We start from the raw sequence: 13995 nt of genomic DNA on the forward strand, positions 1-13995 counted from the left end.
ATGACATGATGCGCGAGTTTCCGGCCCCGCCGAGGGCAGCCGAGTTCAGCGAACTGATCAGCAAGAAGGTCGAGGAGGTCAAGGCGGCCGGCGGTACGCGGGAGACCGTGACTGTCGACTGGAACGGGCAGCAGGCCCATGTCGAAGTGATCGATCTGCCGCTGAGCAGCCTCTTCTATAACCCCAGCACTCACCGGATCCGGGCTCAGCGCAGTCACGACGCTGAGCGGGACTCGCTGCTGGACAAGGACCCCTGGTGCGCTGAGAGCCAGGATTACCTCGGCTTCCTGCTCAAGGCGGACCCCGAGAACACGAACGTGCGGGATAAGGACTTCGACGTTCTGAAGGACAGCCTTAGCCAGTTCGGGCAGAACGATCCCGGGCTCGTGACCCGTCAAGGGGTGCTGGTCAACGGCAACACCCGGGCTGCCGCGCTGCGCGAGCTCGGCGAGCAGTCGATGCGTGTGGGCGTGCTGCCGGCGTCGTTCACCTGGGCCGACATCAACGCCGTTGAGCTGGCCTTGCAGCTTCGTAGGGATCACCGGCGTGACTACTCCTACATCAACCGTCTCCTTGCCATGGAGGAGCAGGCGGCGCTGGGCCGGACGCCCGAGCAGATCGCCAAGGACTTCCGGATTCAGGTGCGCACCTACCATCAGGAGCGGTGGATTCTCAGCACGGTCCGCGAGTTGAACGAGCGTAGTCGTACCGGTGGCGGTAACGGACTGCGCCTGGTGGATTGGGAGGGCGCCCAGGAGCGGCTCAAGGAACTTCACCGCCTGTACGTGAAGCTGGAAACGGTGGACCGTGACCGGGCCGAGATCCTGAAGGAGCTGCGCTTGGCCGCGATCCTCCTCAACTTCTCGAAGACGGACGTTCGCCACATTGACGAGGACTTCCTGGAGGCGGGTCTGGAGCGGCAGTTGCCCATGGGTGGTACGACGGCCGCACAGCCGCAGTCGGTGGCCATTCCCGGCCTGGGCCTGGAGGTGCCTGCCGCTTCCTCCGCCGTCGCGGAGGCCCGGGCGATGAACGACGAGATCCTCCGCACCGCCGCCGTGGTGAGGAATGGAGCTCCAGACCTTGGTGACGAGCGGAAGGCCGCCGCTCAGGAGACCTGGGACAACACCTGGAAGGCGTTCGACGAGGTGATCGAAACGGCGGGCCGCAGCGCCAGGCTGCGCAAGCGTAAGCAGCTCGCGCCGGCCCGCCTGGCCGACGCCTGCGCGAGCATCGACCAGTGCGTGAGCGACCTGGTGCAGGCACGGACCTCCCGAAGTCTGGACGAGGAGGCGTTCGATGACGCGGTGGTCAAGCTGCGGGAGAGCCTTCTCAAGCTGGCTCAGCAGGCCGGCCGCGGGCTGCCGCAGCCGGGAGACGGCGTGGCCTGGCTGCTGGAGGCGGTCGCGGCGGAGGGCTCCCGGTGACCAGTCCCATCGGCGAGAAGTCGCTGCGCCTCGGGTTTGATGAGACCCGGACCCGGGTTGTCCTGCGGACCACGGAATCGTTCCAGCAGGAACTCGTGCAGCTGGCCGCCCGGTTTCGCACCGGCGGCCAGCTCGGCCCCCTGAGTGCCTCGGTCTCCCTGGACGAGCTGCTCGCGGACCTTGGCCTCCTCAGCACCTGGTCCGACCCGGCCGGCGTGGAGTGGGCGGATGACCTGCGGGGGCTGGTCTCCGGTGTGGTCCGGGACGCGCACACGGTGCAGCAGCGGCTCGCGGGGCGAGACGCGCCCGACGAGGTCGCGCCCGACGACGTGCTCGCCCTCCTCGGTCAAACCTGGAAGGGGGACCTCAGCGAGTTCCAGCGCCGCGACATCGCGAAGCTTCTGTCGCTGCAGCACGGTGCGAACTTCAGCGTGCCCGGTGCCGGCAAGACCCGTGTCGCCCTCGCCGTGTACGCCGCGCAGAAGGCCGCTGGCAAGGTAAGCCGTCTGCTGGTCGTCTGTCCCAAGTCGGCTTATGAGTCCTGGCGTTACGAGACCGCCGAGTGTCTCATCCACCCGCTGCGGATCAACGTTCTGGACGGCTCGTGGGACGAGTGGGCCGAGGTGCTCGTCGTGAACTACGAGCGCCTCGACCGGTCACTGCCCATGCTGGCTGGCTGGCTCAAGTCAGGTCCCTCAATGATCATCCTCGACGAGGCGCACCGGATGAAGCTGGGCGCCCGGGGGACGTACGGGGCAGCCTGCATGGCCCTGGGCCCGCTGGCCACGCGCCGGCTGATCCTGACCGGGACCCCGGCCCCCAACGGATCCCGGGACCTGGAAAACCTGCTGGGCTTCGTCTGGCCTGGGCACGGTCAGCGCACGGTCGTGCAGGCGGTGGCCGGCGGTGACCTCGCACACGCCAGCTCGGTCCTCCGGCCGCTGTTCACGCGCACGACCAAGCAGGAACTCGGCCTGCCGCCCGTTCAGCTGGGGCTTCGCTTCGTCGACATGCCGCCCCTGCATGACGAGATCTACACGGCTCTGGTGGGCGGCGAGAAGAGCGGCGCAGCGCGCGAAGACCTGAGCAGCCTGGGCAAGACGGCTCTGCGTCTTCTCATGGCGGCCACGAGCCCCGCCCTGCTCCTTGAGGGAGCCAGCCGGTATGAGCCGCTGGCCTACCAATTGCCGCCGCTGGATGCCCCCGAGGGCAGCTCGCTGTACGCGCTCTTGCAGAACCTCCCCGACTACGAGCTGTCGCCTAAGTACCAGGAAGCCATCGCGATCATCGCGGAGAACGCCGCACAGGGCCGTAAGACGCTGGTCTGGACGACCTTCGTCAGGAGCCTCACAACGCTGGAACGCCTGCTGGAGAAGTACAGTCCGGCTGTCGTCCACGGCGGCACCGCGGACCGTGAGGAGCAGCTCCGCCGGTTCCGGGAGGACCCGGCGTGCATGGTGCTGATCTCGAACCCGGCGACCCTGGGAGAAGGGATAAGCCTGCACCATGTGTGCCACGACGCTGTCTACGTGGACCGCGACTTCATGGCCGGCCGCTTCCTTCAGAGCCTCGACCGGATCCACCGCCTCGGTCTGGCCCCGGACACGGAAACCCGGGTGACTGTCCTGGCGGTGCGGAACTCCATCGACGAGGTGGTCGCCGAGCGCCTGGAGCGGAAGCTCGACTTCATGGGGCGCATCTTGGACGACCCCACGGTGCAGCAGCTCGCTGACCTGGAGGAGGAGCCCTCGGTGGCCGCTGGACTCGCGCCGAGTGACATAGAGGCACTGCTCAGTCACATGGGAGGCCGCTAGGGCGGGCCGCGTGCTGCGGACCCCGCGGGACTACCCTCTGCGGTGTGTCCGATGATGCCGAATGGGAGGCCCCGGGAGGTTCCTGGGCTTCGTCCGCAGCACGCCGCCGCAACATGCAGGCGATCCGCAGCCGTGACACCAAGCCCGAGTGGCTCATCCGTAGGCTGGTCCACGCGAAGGGTCTCCGCTACCGTGTCGCGGCCCGGCCCCTGCCGGACCTCCGCCGGACGGCGGACTTGGTCTTCCGTCCGGCGAAAGTCGCTGTCTTCATAGACGGCTGTTACTGGCATGGCTGCCCGGAGCATTACGTGCCGCCCAGGACGAATTCAGGCTACTGGTCCGAGAAAGTCCTGCGAAACATGACACGGGACAGGGACACGGACCGGAGACTGAAGGCAGCCGGTTGGTGCGTGCTCCGCTTCTGGGAGCATGAACCATCAGACGCTTGTGCTGACAAAATCGCCCTCACGGTCCTGAGCCGGCGCAAGGGCGGCGCGGGCGGCGGAGACTGAAATCTCCAGCTGCCGTGGGACGTCTGCGACGGGCAGCGCTCCCGCCGGTTCCATCTCGTACTCGGCGAGAAGTTCCTCGCGGTGTTCAGGACGCAGAACGGCCGCAATGGCCCGGCCAACCGCTTCCGCGACCGGGGGCGGGAACGCGTTCCCGACCTGGCGGTAGCGGGCGGTCTTGCGGCCCTGGAAATTCCAGTCCTCCGGGAAGCCCTGAATGATTGCGGCCTGAGCGACGGTGAGCATGGGGCCGTCGGGACGGAAGAGGTCGCGCTCCGGGACGCAATTCTCGGGGTCGTTCGCGATTCCCATGCCGTCAACTCCCAGGTCCCGCCAGGCACGCTTGGCTCGTGTGGGACCAAGGTCGGCGCCGCCGTGCTTCTTTGACCCGCCTACGAGAGTAGGGGCGACCGTCTTACCTGAAGTGGCTTCTTCCCACTTCTCGAAGATCCGCTGTCCAGTTTTATCTCCAGGTCCTGCGGGCTGCCCGTGGAGATTCTTGTCCCAGAACTCCTTGCAGCGCGCTTTCATGCTTTCGTAGAGTTCCCCTTGGACCGTTACCGGATCGCCCTTCAGCTTTGTGGGCCACCTGAACTTCTGACCATCCGGCCTTATTGCATCCTTGTGAATGGCTACCAAAATTGCGCGCGGCCGCAGTTGTGGAACGCCAAAGTAGCTTGCGTCAAGACGCCGCCAGACCGAACGCATGATGACGTCCTGTTCAGTCGCAGAACGGCCTGGATCAATCTCGGGGACCAGATAGCCGAGGCCGCGAAGTCTTTCGAGGATTGAGATCCGGTAATCAATGAAGAACTCTGGAGGTTCCAGGATTCCTCGCACATTTTCAATCATCACCGCCTTGGGCAGCAAAGCGTCGATGATGTCAAGCGCTGCGGGAAAAAGGTCGCGTTCGTCGTCAGGGCCGAGCCTGTGTCCCGCCAAGGAGAACGGAGGGCACGGTACGCCGCCGGCGAGCAGGTCAAGGTCTCCGCGTTTCAAGCCGAGGTCCTTCAGGACGTCCGACTCCAGGAAGTCCTTTACGTCCATCGGACGAATGGCGTCAGCCTTCTCCTGGTCCCAGCCGGGCCAGTCGCCCACGTTGGCCCGCAGGGTGGCCACGGCGTGCGGGTCCCACTCCACGAGCGCACGGTGGTCAAAACCGGCGTTGTGCAGCCCGACGGCTTGCCCACCGGCGCCCGCGCAGATCTCGATCGAGGTCAATGGCGAGGCGAACTTCGGTCGCTTCTGGCCGCTGCGGGGCATGCAGCTCCTCCTGGATGATCATGTACAGGTCGGGAGCAGTGATCAGCAACTGCTCTCCAGCACCAAGAGTCTCGCACTTCCCGCCAGGTTCATCCGAGCGTCGGCGACAGGCTGGTCACCTGTTGTCGAACTGACGCACGATTTTGTCATACCCTGTGCCCAAGCGCGCCGCGCATCCAATCTGTCTCATCCAGGACCGCGCGAGGTCCGCTCGTGTCACACCGTCGGGCCGCTTCTCGGGCAGTGTCGTGCTTCCTCATGCATGCCGGGTGGACGGGGCCTACGGGACGCGGGGTGCCTCTTCAGGGGCCGCGTGCTCAGTTTGCTGCGTCGTGACACTCCCCATAAGCCGCCTCCGAACCGCACCAGCAAGACGCCCCCCTCCCCGGCGGCCAAGCCACCGCCCGCCCCCGTGCGGCCAGCGTCGTCGCGTACTGGGGCAGCAGGGTCGGGTCCGACGGGGACGAGCCCTCCGAGGCCGCGAACGCCTCGTACGACGGGACCGTGCCCGTGACGATGCCCAGGTTGGGCGTGCCCGAGGCGGACAGTTCGCGGAGGGAGGACTCTATGGTCGACAGGTGTTCGGTGTGGGACGGGTACTCCGTGCTCAGCGTCGGGTACGCCACGAGGAGCTCGGAGAGTTCCGGGGCCGGCCAGTGCAGGACCGCGACCGGGAACGGGCGGGAGAGGGCCTCGCGGTAGGCGCCCAGTTCGGCGCGGAGGCGGGAGATCTCCGCCGCCAGTTCCGCCGGGTTGTCCGAGCCCAGGGACCACACGCGTTTGGGGTCGTGGAGTTCGTCCAGGGAGACCGGGGACGTGTGCAGCGTGTCCGCGAGGGTGTCCCGGTCGTCGTGCGGCAGGCCCAGCATGCGGCGGACGCGGTGACGGCCATAGAGGAGGGGGTGGGTGGCGGGAGGGGGTTCCTCCGAGGAGTGCGGCAGCAGAAGGTCCGCGGCCTCGCCGAACGTCTCCACCGCCGCCTCCAGTTCGTCGTGCGACTCCAGGGCCTCCGCCACGATCACCCACGGAGCCGGGTCCCGGGGCGCCGTCGTGCGGATGCCCTCGATGATCGCCCGCGCCTCGGCCTCGTGGCCGTACTCCCACAGGTTCGACGCCTTCAGGGCGCGGACCAGGGCGGGGTTGTCCAGCCCGTCGGCGGACGTCAGCAGGCGGTCGTAGAGAGCGGTCGCCGCGGGGCGGTCGCCGGATAGCTCCAGGTGGGCCGCCGCCCGCAGGAGAAGGGTCTCGGCGTCCTCGGGGTACAGGCCGGCGGTCCGCTCCAGGCGTGCCGCTTCGGCGGTGTGGTCGACGTTCTCGGCAGGCGTGTCGGGGCGCATGGGGGACACCGTACTGCCGGGACGTGACAAAAGTGAGGCGCGGAGGGCTGCCGAGCAGGGGGCCGGCCAGCCGGTACGCAGATCTGGATATCTTCTGTCCCGACATCTACACGCGGAGTCGGCATGCAGAAGACGGGTGAGCCGGTCGGGGTCCTGGTGGGGGCCGCGGGGGCCGCCGGGGCCGGGAGCGGGCCCGAGGAGGCGGGTGGGGAGCCGGGCGGGGGGTTGCCCCGGTTCTGGCCCCTGTTGCTCCTGGGGGCCGCCGTCGTCCCCGGTACGGCCCTCTTCCTGCTCGGACGCTGGGGCGATGCCCCGGCCGTGCAGGCGTGGCGGACCGTGTGTCTGGCGGTCACCGTGCAGGCCCTGCCCTTCCTGCTGCTCGGTACGGCCCTGTCCGGGGCGATCAACGCCTTCGTGCCGGAGCGGGTGTTCCAGCGGCTGCTGCCACGGCGTCCCGGGCTCGCCGTTCCGGTGGCCGGGGTCGCGGGGGTCGTCCTGCCGGGGTGCGAGTGCGCTTCCGTGCCGGTGGCCGCCAGCCTGATCGGGCGCGGGGTCACCCCGGCCGCCGCGTTCGCGTTCCTCCTCTCCGCGCCCGCCATCAACCCGGTCGTCCTCACGGCCACCGCGATCGCGTTCCCCGGCAGCCCGGCCATGGTGCTGGCCCGGCTGCTCGCCTCGCTCGCCACCGCCCTCGTCATGGGCTGGCTGTGGCTGCGGTTCGGGCGGGCGGAGTGGCTGCGGCCCGTCGTCCGGCACACCGGCCACCACCACGGGCGTAGTCGCTGGGACGAGTTCCGGACCGGGTTCCAGCACGACTTCCTGCACGCCGGCGGGTTCCTCGTGCTCGGCGCGATGGCCGCGGCCACCTTCAACGTGGCCGTACCGCGGTCCGTGCTCGACACCTTCGCCGGGGCGCCCTGGCTGTCGGTGCTGTTCCTGGCCGGCCTCGCCGTGCTGCTCGCGGTGTGTTCCGAGGCCGACGCCTTCCTCGCCGCGTCGCTGACCGGCTTCCCGCCGGTCGCGCGGCTGGTGTTCATGGTGGTGGGGCCCATGGTCGACCTGAAGCTCATCGCCCTGCAGGCGGGGACCTTCGGGCGGGCGTTCGCGGTGCGGTTCTCCGCCGCGACCGTCGTCGTGGCCGTCGCGTGCAGCGTGCTGATCGGTGGGGTGTTGCTGTGAAAAGGTCGCTTCAGGCGGGGCTGCTGGTCCTGTGCGGGCTCGGGTTGCTGCACGTCTCCCTCTTCACCGACCTCTGCCTGCGGTACGTGAAGGAGGGGATGCGCCCCCTGCTCGTCGCCTCCGGGGTCGTACTCCTCCTGCTCGGGCTCGCCAGTGCCGTACTCGACCGAGGACGCAAGGACGCCGAGGACGAGAGCCACGGGCACGATCACGGGTCCGTACCGGGTGTCGCCTGGCTGCTCCTCCTGCCCGCGCTCAGCCTGCTGTTCTACGCCCCACCCGCCCTCGGCGCCTACACCGCCGCCCGGCAGCCGGCCAAGCCCGTCGCCACCCACGCGGACGACTTCGATCCGCTGCCCCGCACCTCGCCCCTCCCCATGACGCTGTCCGACTTCACCAGCCGGGTGCGGCAGGACCGCGGGCAGGCCGTCAAGGGCCGCAGCATCCGGCTGGTCGGGTTCGTCACCCCCGGTGGCCGGGACGGTGGCTGGGACCTGACACGGATCATCCTCAACTGCTGCGCGGCGGACGCCCAGTCCGTGAAGGTGCGGATCTACGGCGGTCCCGCCCTGCCCGCGAACACATGGGTGGCGGTGACCGGGACCTGGCACCCGGGCGGGAAGCTGGGCACCGGCTCCGCTCCGGTCGCGCTCGACGCCCGCACGGTCACGAAGGTGGCCCGGCCGACGAACGGCTACCAGGACGCCCTGCCCCTGGGGTGACCTTCACGGCCGTATGCCGGCGAAGTCGTTCACTCGTCCGGTCCAGCCGTCCAGCCGTCCGGTCCGGTCGTCCAGCCGTCCGGTCCGGCTGTCCGGTCCGGCCGTCCGGTCGTTCAGTCCAGCCGTCCCGGTACGCGGGCCGGGAGCCCGTGCCCGCTGTCCATGCCCTTCCGGCTCTGGCCAGTTGAGGGCGCTGCGCCTATCGTGCGGGCGGCTCCGGCTGGAGGTGGGTGCGGATGCGGGCGGCGGCGGGCGTACGGGTCGTACGGCACGGGGATCTGCGGCGGCGTGCCCGGCGCAGGCGGGTGCTGTGGGGCGGGGGCGAGGCGCTCGTCACCGTCGGGCTGGTCCTCCTGCTGCTCGTCGTACACCAGCTGTGGTGGACCAACCGGGAGGCCCGGCGCGGTGCCGAGCGGAAGGTGGAGGCGCTGGAGAGGGAATGGTCGAGCGGGGCGGCGGGGGGCGGGAGCGGAACCAACGGCGGGAGCGGAGGCAGCGGCGGAGGCGGGAGCGGAGGCAGCGGCGGAGGCGGGGGCGGAGGCGGAGGCGGCGGCAGGGGTGCCGGCAGTGGCTCCGCGACCCCCGGCCCGGCCGGCGAGTCCCGCGCGCCACAGCGGTCGTACGCGCCCGTGTCCCTGCCCCGGCGGTCCCAGGCGTACGCCGTGCTGACCATCCCGCGGCTCGGTCTCCGCGTCCCGGTCGCCGAGGGCGTGAGCAAGGCCGGTGTCCTGAACAAGGGGTACGTCGGTCACTATCGCGGCACGCAGCAGCCCGGCCAGGCCGGCAACTTCGCGCTCGCCGGGCACCGGAACACGCACGGCGAGCCGTTCCGGTACCTGCCGCGGCTGCGGGCGGGGGACGCCGTCGAGGTGGAGACGCGGACGGCTGCGTTCACGTACCGGGTCGACAGAGTCCTGCCGCGGACGTCGGCGAGGGACTCGGGGGTCGTCCGGCCCGTTCCGCGCTCCCTCGTCCGGCCCGGGTACGGGTACGACGAGCCGGGCTACTACCTCACCCTGACCACCTGCACCCCCGAGTTCACCTCCCGGTACCGGCTGGTGGTGTGGGGGAAGCTGGTGTCCATGCGGCCGAGGTGAAGTCATCGGCCGGGCCCAGGCCACCGCGCCGGGTGAAGTCCCCGGGCCGAGCTGGGGCGTCGCGGCCGAGGTGAGATCCCCGGGCTCGGTGAGGTCGTCGACTCCGGCCGCTCGGCCTCCCCGCGCGACCGCGCCGCCGCCTCCGCCCGCGCTCGGCATCAGGTCCATGGCCGGCCTCGGTGCGACACCTCAGCGCCCCAGCCCCTTCGGCGCCCCCGCCCCCTCGACACCCCTGCCCCTTCGGCGCCCCCGCCCCCTCGCGCCCCTGCCCCTTCGGCGCCCCTGCCCCTTCGGCGTCCCTGCCCCCTCGGCGCGCTCCCCGGCCGTTCACCCCCGTTCCCGCGGTCCCAGCACGCTCGCCACCCCCGCCACTGCCAGTCCCGCCGACACCAGCAGGGCGGTGTCGGCGCCCCGGGCCAGGTCGTCGGCCGACGTGGCGAGGGCGATGGTCAGGGCCACGCCGGCGCAGGAGCCGATGTAGCGGAAGGTCTGCTGGGCGCCGGAGCCCATCGCCGCGCGCTCCCGGGGCACCGACTCGACGGCGAGCAGCGGCAGCGCGCCGTTCAGCAGGCCGCTGCCGATGCCGCCGACGATCAGGCCAGGCAGCAGGCGGGGCCAGGATCCGGAGCCGATGGCGCCGAGCATCGTCAGGGCGGCGGCCGTGTGCAGCGCGAAGCCGAGGGCGAGCTGGGTGCGCGGGGGGACGCGGCCGGCCAGGTGCTTGACCTGGAGGGCGACGACGAAGCTCAGGCCGGACCAGAGCAGGAGCAGCCAGGCCGTGGCCAGCGGGGACAGCCGGAGCGCCTGCTGGAGCAGGGCCGGCAGGAAGCTGAACGTGCCGATGACGGCGAGGCCGGTGAACAGGCCGCCGGCGGAGGAGGCCAGGAACTGGGGGCGGCGCAGCAGACCGAGGTCGATCATCGGGGTGCCGGAGCGGTGTTCCACCGCGACGAACACGGCGACCAGGAGGACGGCCGCGGCCAGGAGCAGACCCACCGGGGCGCGCAGCCAGCCGTCCCGGCCCAGGGTGAGGGCCGCGACCAGGGCGACCAGGGCGAGGCCGAAGGTGAGGGCGCCGAGCACGTCGGGCCGGCCGCCGCGCGGGGCGCGGGACTCGGTCAGTGCCCGGGTGCCGAGTGCGGCCACGACGAGAGCGGCGGCGCCCAGGACGCCGTAGCCGATCCGCCAGCTCGGCAGTGCGCCGGCGATCAGCGGGCCCACGGCGATACCGCCGCTGACGAAGGCGCCCCACACGCCGGTGGCGTGCAGCCGGCCGCGCGGGCTGGGGAAGGCGTGCACGATCAGGCCCAGGCTGCTGGCCAGCAGGGCCGCGCTCGCGGCGCCCTGGGCGATGCGGGCCAGGGTGAACAGCCAGGTCGAGGTCGTGAACGCGCCGAGGGCGGTGGTGAGGCCCAGTCCGAGGGTGCCGGCGAGGAAGATCCGGCGGCGGCCGTAGTCGTCGGCGAGGCTGCCGGCCACCAGGAGGAGCGCGGCGAGACCGAGGGGGGTGCCGTTGAGCAGCCAGGCCTGGGCGGAGAGGGGGGTGTGCAGGTCGGCCGCGGTGTCGGGCAGCGTGACCATCGGGGCGGTGTACGTCATCAGGGCCACGGCGGTGGCGGCGCTGGTCAGGGCGAGGGTGGCCCGTGGCCCGGCGGGGGTGGCCCGGGCAGGGGTGCTGCGTACGGCTGCGGGGGCGGTGACGGAGTCGAGCCCGGTCATGGCCTGTCCTGTCCTTCCGGGCCCCCGGGCTGTCCGGAGGGCCTGCGGCTGTCGGTTCGGTCATTGAACTGACCTGTCGGGCCAGCGTAACACCGTAGGTTCGTTCATTGAACCAATTGCGCCGAAGTGGTTACAGTGGACGGCATGGCACTGGGCAAGGACTACGCGACGCAGGAGTGCTCGATCGCCCGCGCGCTGGAGGTCGTCGGCGAGCGGTGGACCCTGCTCGTCGTCCGCGACGCGCTCTACGGCGTCCGGCGCTACAACGACTTCCTCGTCCACCTCGGCATCCCGCGTGCCGTCCTCTCGGCCCGGCTGCGCACGCTGACCGAGGAGGGCATCCTCGAGAAGCGCCGGTACCAGGAGGCGCCGCCCAGGGACGAGTACGTCGTCACCGACCGCGGAGCCGCCCTGTGGCCCGTGCTGCGCGCCCTCGGCCAGTGGGGGCGCGATCACGTCGACGCCAGCCGGCTGCGGATCTTCCGGCACGCGGACTGCGGCGGGACCGTCGAGTCGTACGGAATGTGTGACGCCTGCGGAACTCTCGTGCCGGTGTCGGACGTTGTGATGGTGCCGGGGCCGGAACTCGACTCCGCACCGGCGGATCCGGTCAGCAGGGCACTGCTGCGGCCCAAGCGGCTGCTGGAGCCCTTGGAGACCGATCCCGGGCAGCACGTGGACTGACGATCGGTGAGGGAAAGGGGGGGAGTGCTGATGCGCAGCAGTGTCGCCGTCGTGCGCCCCCTCGCCCTGCTGCTGGTCCTGGCGCAGTTGCTGCTGCTCCAGGCCGCGTTGCCCGGCACCGGCGGTCTCACCATCACCACCGCCGTCGCCCTCGCCGCGACCGCCACCGCCGCCGCGGTGCTCGCCGCCGGCATCCTGCTGACCGGGCGCTGCGCCCCCGTCGTACGCCCCGCCCGCGTCCGTACGGCGATACGCGACCGGGACCGCCGTACGGCATTCCTGCCCCAGCGCGACCCCGACGCGCCCGGCCGGCGGCGGCCCAGAGCACCCGGACACGCCGGTCCGGCGACCGCCGCGTAGGGCACGTTCCGCACACCTCAGCACGTGACCCCGCGCGGGTCGTCATGCCGATCTCCGCTCATGACCGGTCGTTCTCCGGTCGCTTCCGGCACGACGAGACCCCCGGAGGGCTCACCCATGTCCGTTTTCGCCCGCATCGTCGAGCAGCTGGCCGAGCTGCTGACCCCGCTCTTCCACGCCTCCGCGGCAGCCGCCGCGATCGTCCTGTTCACCGCGCTGGTACGGCTCCTCGTCCACCCGCTGTCCCGGGCCGCCGCCCGCGGCCGGCGCGCCCGGGCCGCGCTCCAGCCGAGAGTCGCCGAACTGCGCCGCAAGCACGCCAAGGATCCGCAGCGGCTCCAGCAGGCGGTGCTGGAGCTGCACGCCGAGGAGAAGGTCTCGCCGCTCTCCGGCTGCCTGCCCAGCCTGCTCCAGGCGCCCGCCTTCTTCCTCCTCTACCACCTCTTCTCCAGCGGTTCGATCGGCGGTGACGACAACGGCTTGCTCGCCCACCGGCTGTTCGCCGCCCCGCTCGGCGGACGCTGGACCGACGCGCTCGCCGACGGCGGACCGTTCGGTCCGGCCGGGCTGGTCTACCTGGGCCTCTTCGTGGTCGCCGCGGCCGTCGCCGCCGTGAACTTCCGGCGCGCCCGGCGGACGATGGCCGAGCAGCCGATACCGGCCGGCGCCGGCGGCGAGCTGCCCGGGCTCGGCGCGGCCACCCGGATCATGCCGTTCCTGTCCTTCTTCACGCTCGTCACCGTGGCGGTCGTCCCGCTCGCCGCCGCCCTCTACCTCGTCACCAGCACGGCTTGGAGCGCCGCCGAACAGGCTCTGCTGTCCCGCTGAGCGGGCGAGCGGCATCCCCGGGACGGGGCCTGGTTACGGTCCAGTACGTGAACAAGGTCTTGCGGAGTGGACAGGGGAATTGGAGGATCAGCCAGTCCTCCGATGGCTGCACCCATCGGCCGGGCGCCCGCGATCGAGGGAGATTGTGACCATGAAGCTGCTGCGAGTCGGTACGGCAGGGGCGGAGCGCCCTGCACTGCTCGACGCCGAGGGGGCCCTGCGGGACCTCTCGGGCCTCGTGGACGACATCGACGGCGCGCTCCTCGCCGACGAGACCGCGCTCGGCCGGGTCCGGGCGGCCGCCGAATCCGGTGAGCTGCCCGTGCTGGACCCGGCCGGACTGCGGATCGGACCCCCGCTCGGCCGCATCGGGAAAGTCGTGTGCATCGGCCTCAACTACCACGACCACGCCCGCGAGACGGGCGCCGAGCCGCCGCCCGAGCCCGTGGTCTTCCTCAAGGCGCCGGACACGGTCGTCGGACCGCACGACACCGTGCTGGTGCCGCGCGGTTCGGTGAAGACCGACTGGGAGGTCGAACTCGCGGTCGTCATCGGCCGCACGGCCCGCTACCTGGAGTCGGCCGAGGAGGGGCTCGCACACGTCGCCGGGTACGCGGTGGCGCACGACGTCTCCGAGCGGGAGTTCCAGATCGAGCGCGGCGGAACCTGGGACAAGGGCAAGAACTGCGAGACGTTCAACCCGCTGGGCCCCTGGCTGGTCACGGCCGACGAGGTACCGGACCCGCAGCGGCTGCCGCTGAGGCTGTGGGTCAACGGGGAGCTGAGGCAGGACGGTACGACGGCCGAGCAGATCTTCCCCGTCGGCGAGGTGGTGCGGTACCTCAGCCGGTTCATGACGCTGCACCCCGGGGACGTCATCAACACCGGGACGCCGGCCGGGGTCGCGATGGGGCAGCCGGAGCCCAAGCCGTACCTGCGCAGCGGGGACGTGGTGGAGCTGGAGATCGAGGGCCTGGGCCGGCAGCGGCAGGAACTGAAGGACGCGTAGCGGCTCCGCCGGGAGCGCCGGGAGTGCCGGAAACGATGGGAGCGCCG

13 protein-coding genes are annotated in these 13995 nt (G+C 71.1%); 10 read left to right on the forward strand and 3 right to left on the reverse strand.

Annotation, left to right across the window (positions count from 1 at the left end; all coding sequences use genetic code 11):
* Positions 1 to 5: 5 nt before the first annotated feature.
* The 3 genes from JK359_RS00320 to JK359_RS00330 are packed head-to-tail and all read left to right on the forward strand — an operon-like array spanning position 6 to position 3753.
* Positions 6 to 1427 (forward strand): ParB/RepB/Spo0J family partition protein, encoded by a 1422-nt coding sequence (locus JK359_RS00320; protein WP_201830370.1) that lies wholly within the window; start codon positions 6 to 8, stop codon positions 1425 to 1427.
* Positions 1424 to 3241: a DEAD/DEAH box helicase gene (locus JK359_RS00325; protein WP_372445327.1), complete on the forward strand. Its 1818-nt coding sequence runs from the start codon at positions 1424 to 1426 to the stop codon at positions 3239 to 3241. Before JK359_RS00320 ends, JK359_RS00325 begins: the two co-directional genes overlap by 4 nt.
* 44 nt (positions 3242 to 3285) lie before the next feature.
* On the forward strand, positions 3286 to 3753 hold the full coding sequence (locus JK359_RS00330; RefSeq protein ID WP_201830371.1) for a very short patch repair endonuclease: 468 nt from the start codon (positions 3286 to 3288) through the stop codon (positions 3751 to 3753).
* Here JK359_RS00330 and JK359_RS00335 read toward each other — a convergent pair.
* Positions 3679 to 5013 (reverse strand): DNA cytosine methyltransferase, encoded by a 1335-nt coding sequence (locus tag JK359_RS00335; RefSeq protein ID WP_201830372.1) that lies wholly within the window; start codon positions 5011 to 5013, stop codon positions 3679 to 3681. The genes JK359_RS00330 and JK359_RS00335 overlap by 75 nt on opposite strands.
* Positions 5014 to 5330: 317 nt before the next feature.
* On the reverse strand, positions 5331 to 6350 hold the full coding sequence (locus JK359_RS00340; RefSeq protein ID WP_201830373.1) for a tetratricopeptide repeat protein: 1020 nt from the start codon (positions 6348 to 6350) through the stop codon (positions 5331 to 5333).
* Positions 6351 to 6473: 123 nt separating this feature from the next.
* Here JK359_RS00340 and JK359_RS00345 point away from each other — a divergent pair, with 123 nt between their 5' ends.
* From JK359_RS00345 to JK359_RS00355, 3 genes are all read left to right on the forward strand, one after another.
* A complete protein-coding gene (locus tag JK359_RS00345; RefSeq protein WP_201830374.1) occupies positions 6474 to 7529 on the forward strand; it encodes a permease in 1056 nt (351 codons plus the stop codon).
* A complete protein-coding gene (locus JK359_RS00350; protein ID WP_201830375.1) occupies positions 7526 to 8251 on the forward strand; it encodes a TIGR03943 family putative permease subunit in 726 nt (241 codons plus the stop codon). The genes JK359_RS00345 and JK359_RS00350 overlap by 4 nt, the downstream gene beginning before the upstream one ends.
* Before the next feature lie 236 nt (positions 8252 to 8487).
* Positions 8488 to 9348, forward strand: coding sequence for a class E sortase (locus JK359_RS00355; RefSeq protein WP_201830377.1), 861 nt, complete (start codon positions 8488 to 8490; stop codon positions 9346 to 9348).
* 327 nt (positions 9349 to 9675) lie between these two features.
* Here JK359_RS00355 and JK359_RS00360 read toward each other — a convergent pair whose 3' ends face one another.
* The gene (locus tag JK359_RS00360; RefSeq protein WP_201830378.1) at positions 9676 to 11067 is read right to left on the reverse strand and encodes an MFS transporter; all 1392 of its coding nucleotides are present in this window, start codon (positions 11065 to 11067) and stop codon (positions 9676 to 9678) included.
* A 144-nt stretch (positions 11068 to 11211) separates the two neighbouring features.
* Between JK359_RS00360 and JK359_RS00365 the strand changes: the two genes are divergently transcribed.
* The 4 genes from JK359_RS00365 (at position 11212) to JK359_RS00380 (ending at position 13948) form a co-directional block, all read left to right on the forward strand.
* Positions 11212 to 11751 carry a winged helix-turn-helix transcriptional regulator gene (locus tag JK359_RS00365; protein WP_236677106.1) on the forward strand — a complete coding sequence of 180 codons (540 nt, stop codon included), beginning with the start codon at positions 11212 to 11214 and terminating at the stop codon, positions 11749 to 11751.
* A 30-nt stretch (positions 11752 to 11781) separates the two neighbouring features.
* A complete protein-coding gene (locus JK359_RS00370) occupies positions 11782 to 12111 on the forward strand; it encodes a DUF6412 domain-containing protein (protein WP_201830379.1) in 330 nt (109 codons plus the stop codon).
* 117 nt (positions 12112 to 12228) lie between these two features.
* Positions 12229 to 12939, forward strand: coding sequence for a YidC/Oxa1 family membrane protein insertase (locus JK359_RS00375; protein ID WP_201830380.1), 711 nt, complete (start codon positions 12229 to 12231; stop codon positions 12937 to 12939).
* A gap of 151 nt (positions 12940 to 13090) precedes the next feature.
* The gene (locus tag JK359_RS00380; protein WP_201830381.1) at positions 13091 to 13948 is read left to right on the forward strand and encodes a fumarylacetoacetate hydrolase family protein; all 858 of its coding nucleotides are present in this window, start codon (positions 13091 to 13093) and stop codon (positions 13946 to 13948) included.
* Positions 13949 to 13995 lie beyond the last annotated feature (47 nt).

Source organism: Streptomyces actinomycinicus (assembly GCF_016741775.1).
GTDB classification, from domain to species: Bacteria; Actinomycetota; Actinomycetes; order Streptomycetales; family Streptomycetaceae; genus Streptomyces; species Streptomyces actinomycinicus.

What these genes read in the sequence shown, in the direction of transcription:
- JK359_RS00320 (WP_201830370.1), top strand. Translation starts at nt 6, where the DNA reads ATGATGCGCGAGTTTCCGGCCCCGCCGAGGGCAGCCGAGTTCAGCGAA.
- JK359_RS00335 (WP_201830372.1), bottom strand. Translation starts at nt 5,013, where the DNA reads ATGCCCCGCAGCGGCCAGAAGCGACCGAAGTTCGCCTCGCCATTGACC.
- JK359_RS00340 (WP_201830373.1), bottom strand. Translation starts at nt 6,350, where the DNA reads ATGCGCCCCGACACGCCTGCCGAGAACGTCGACCACACCGCCGAAGCG.
- JK359_RS00345 (WP_201830374.1), top strand. Translation starts at nt 6,474, where the DNA reads ATGCAGAAGACGGGTGAGCCGGTCGGGGTCCTGGTGGGGGCCGCGGGG.
- JK359_RS00355 (WP_201830377.1), top strand. Translation starts at nt 8,488, where the DNA reads ATGCGGGCGGCGGCGGGCGTACGGGTCGTACGGCACGGGGATCTGCGG.
- JK359_RS00360 (WP_201830378.1), bottom strand. Translation starts at nt 11,067, where the DNA reads ATGACCGGGCTCGACTCCGTCACCGCCCCCGCAGCCGTACGCAGCACC.
- JK359_RS00365 (WP_236677106.1), top strand. Translation starts at nt 11,212, where the DNA reads ATGGCACTGGGCAAGGACTACGCGACGCAGGAGTGCTCGATCGCCCGC.
- JK359_RS00370 (WP_201830379.1), top strand. Translation starts at nt 11,782, where the DNA reads ATGCGCAGCAGTGTCGCCGTCGTGCGCCCCCTCGCCCTGCTGCTGGTC.
- JK359_RS00375 (WP_201830380.1), top strand. Translation starts at nt 12,229, where the DNA reads ATGTCCGTTTTCGCCCGCATCGTCGAGCAGCTGGCCGAGCTGCTGACC.
- JK359_RS00380 (WP_201830381.1), top strand. Translation starts at nt 13,091, where the DNA reads ATGAAGCTGCTGCGAGTCGGTACGGCAGGGGCGGAGCGCCCTGCACTG.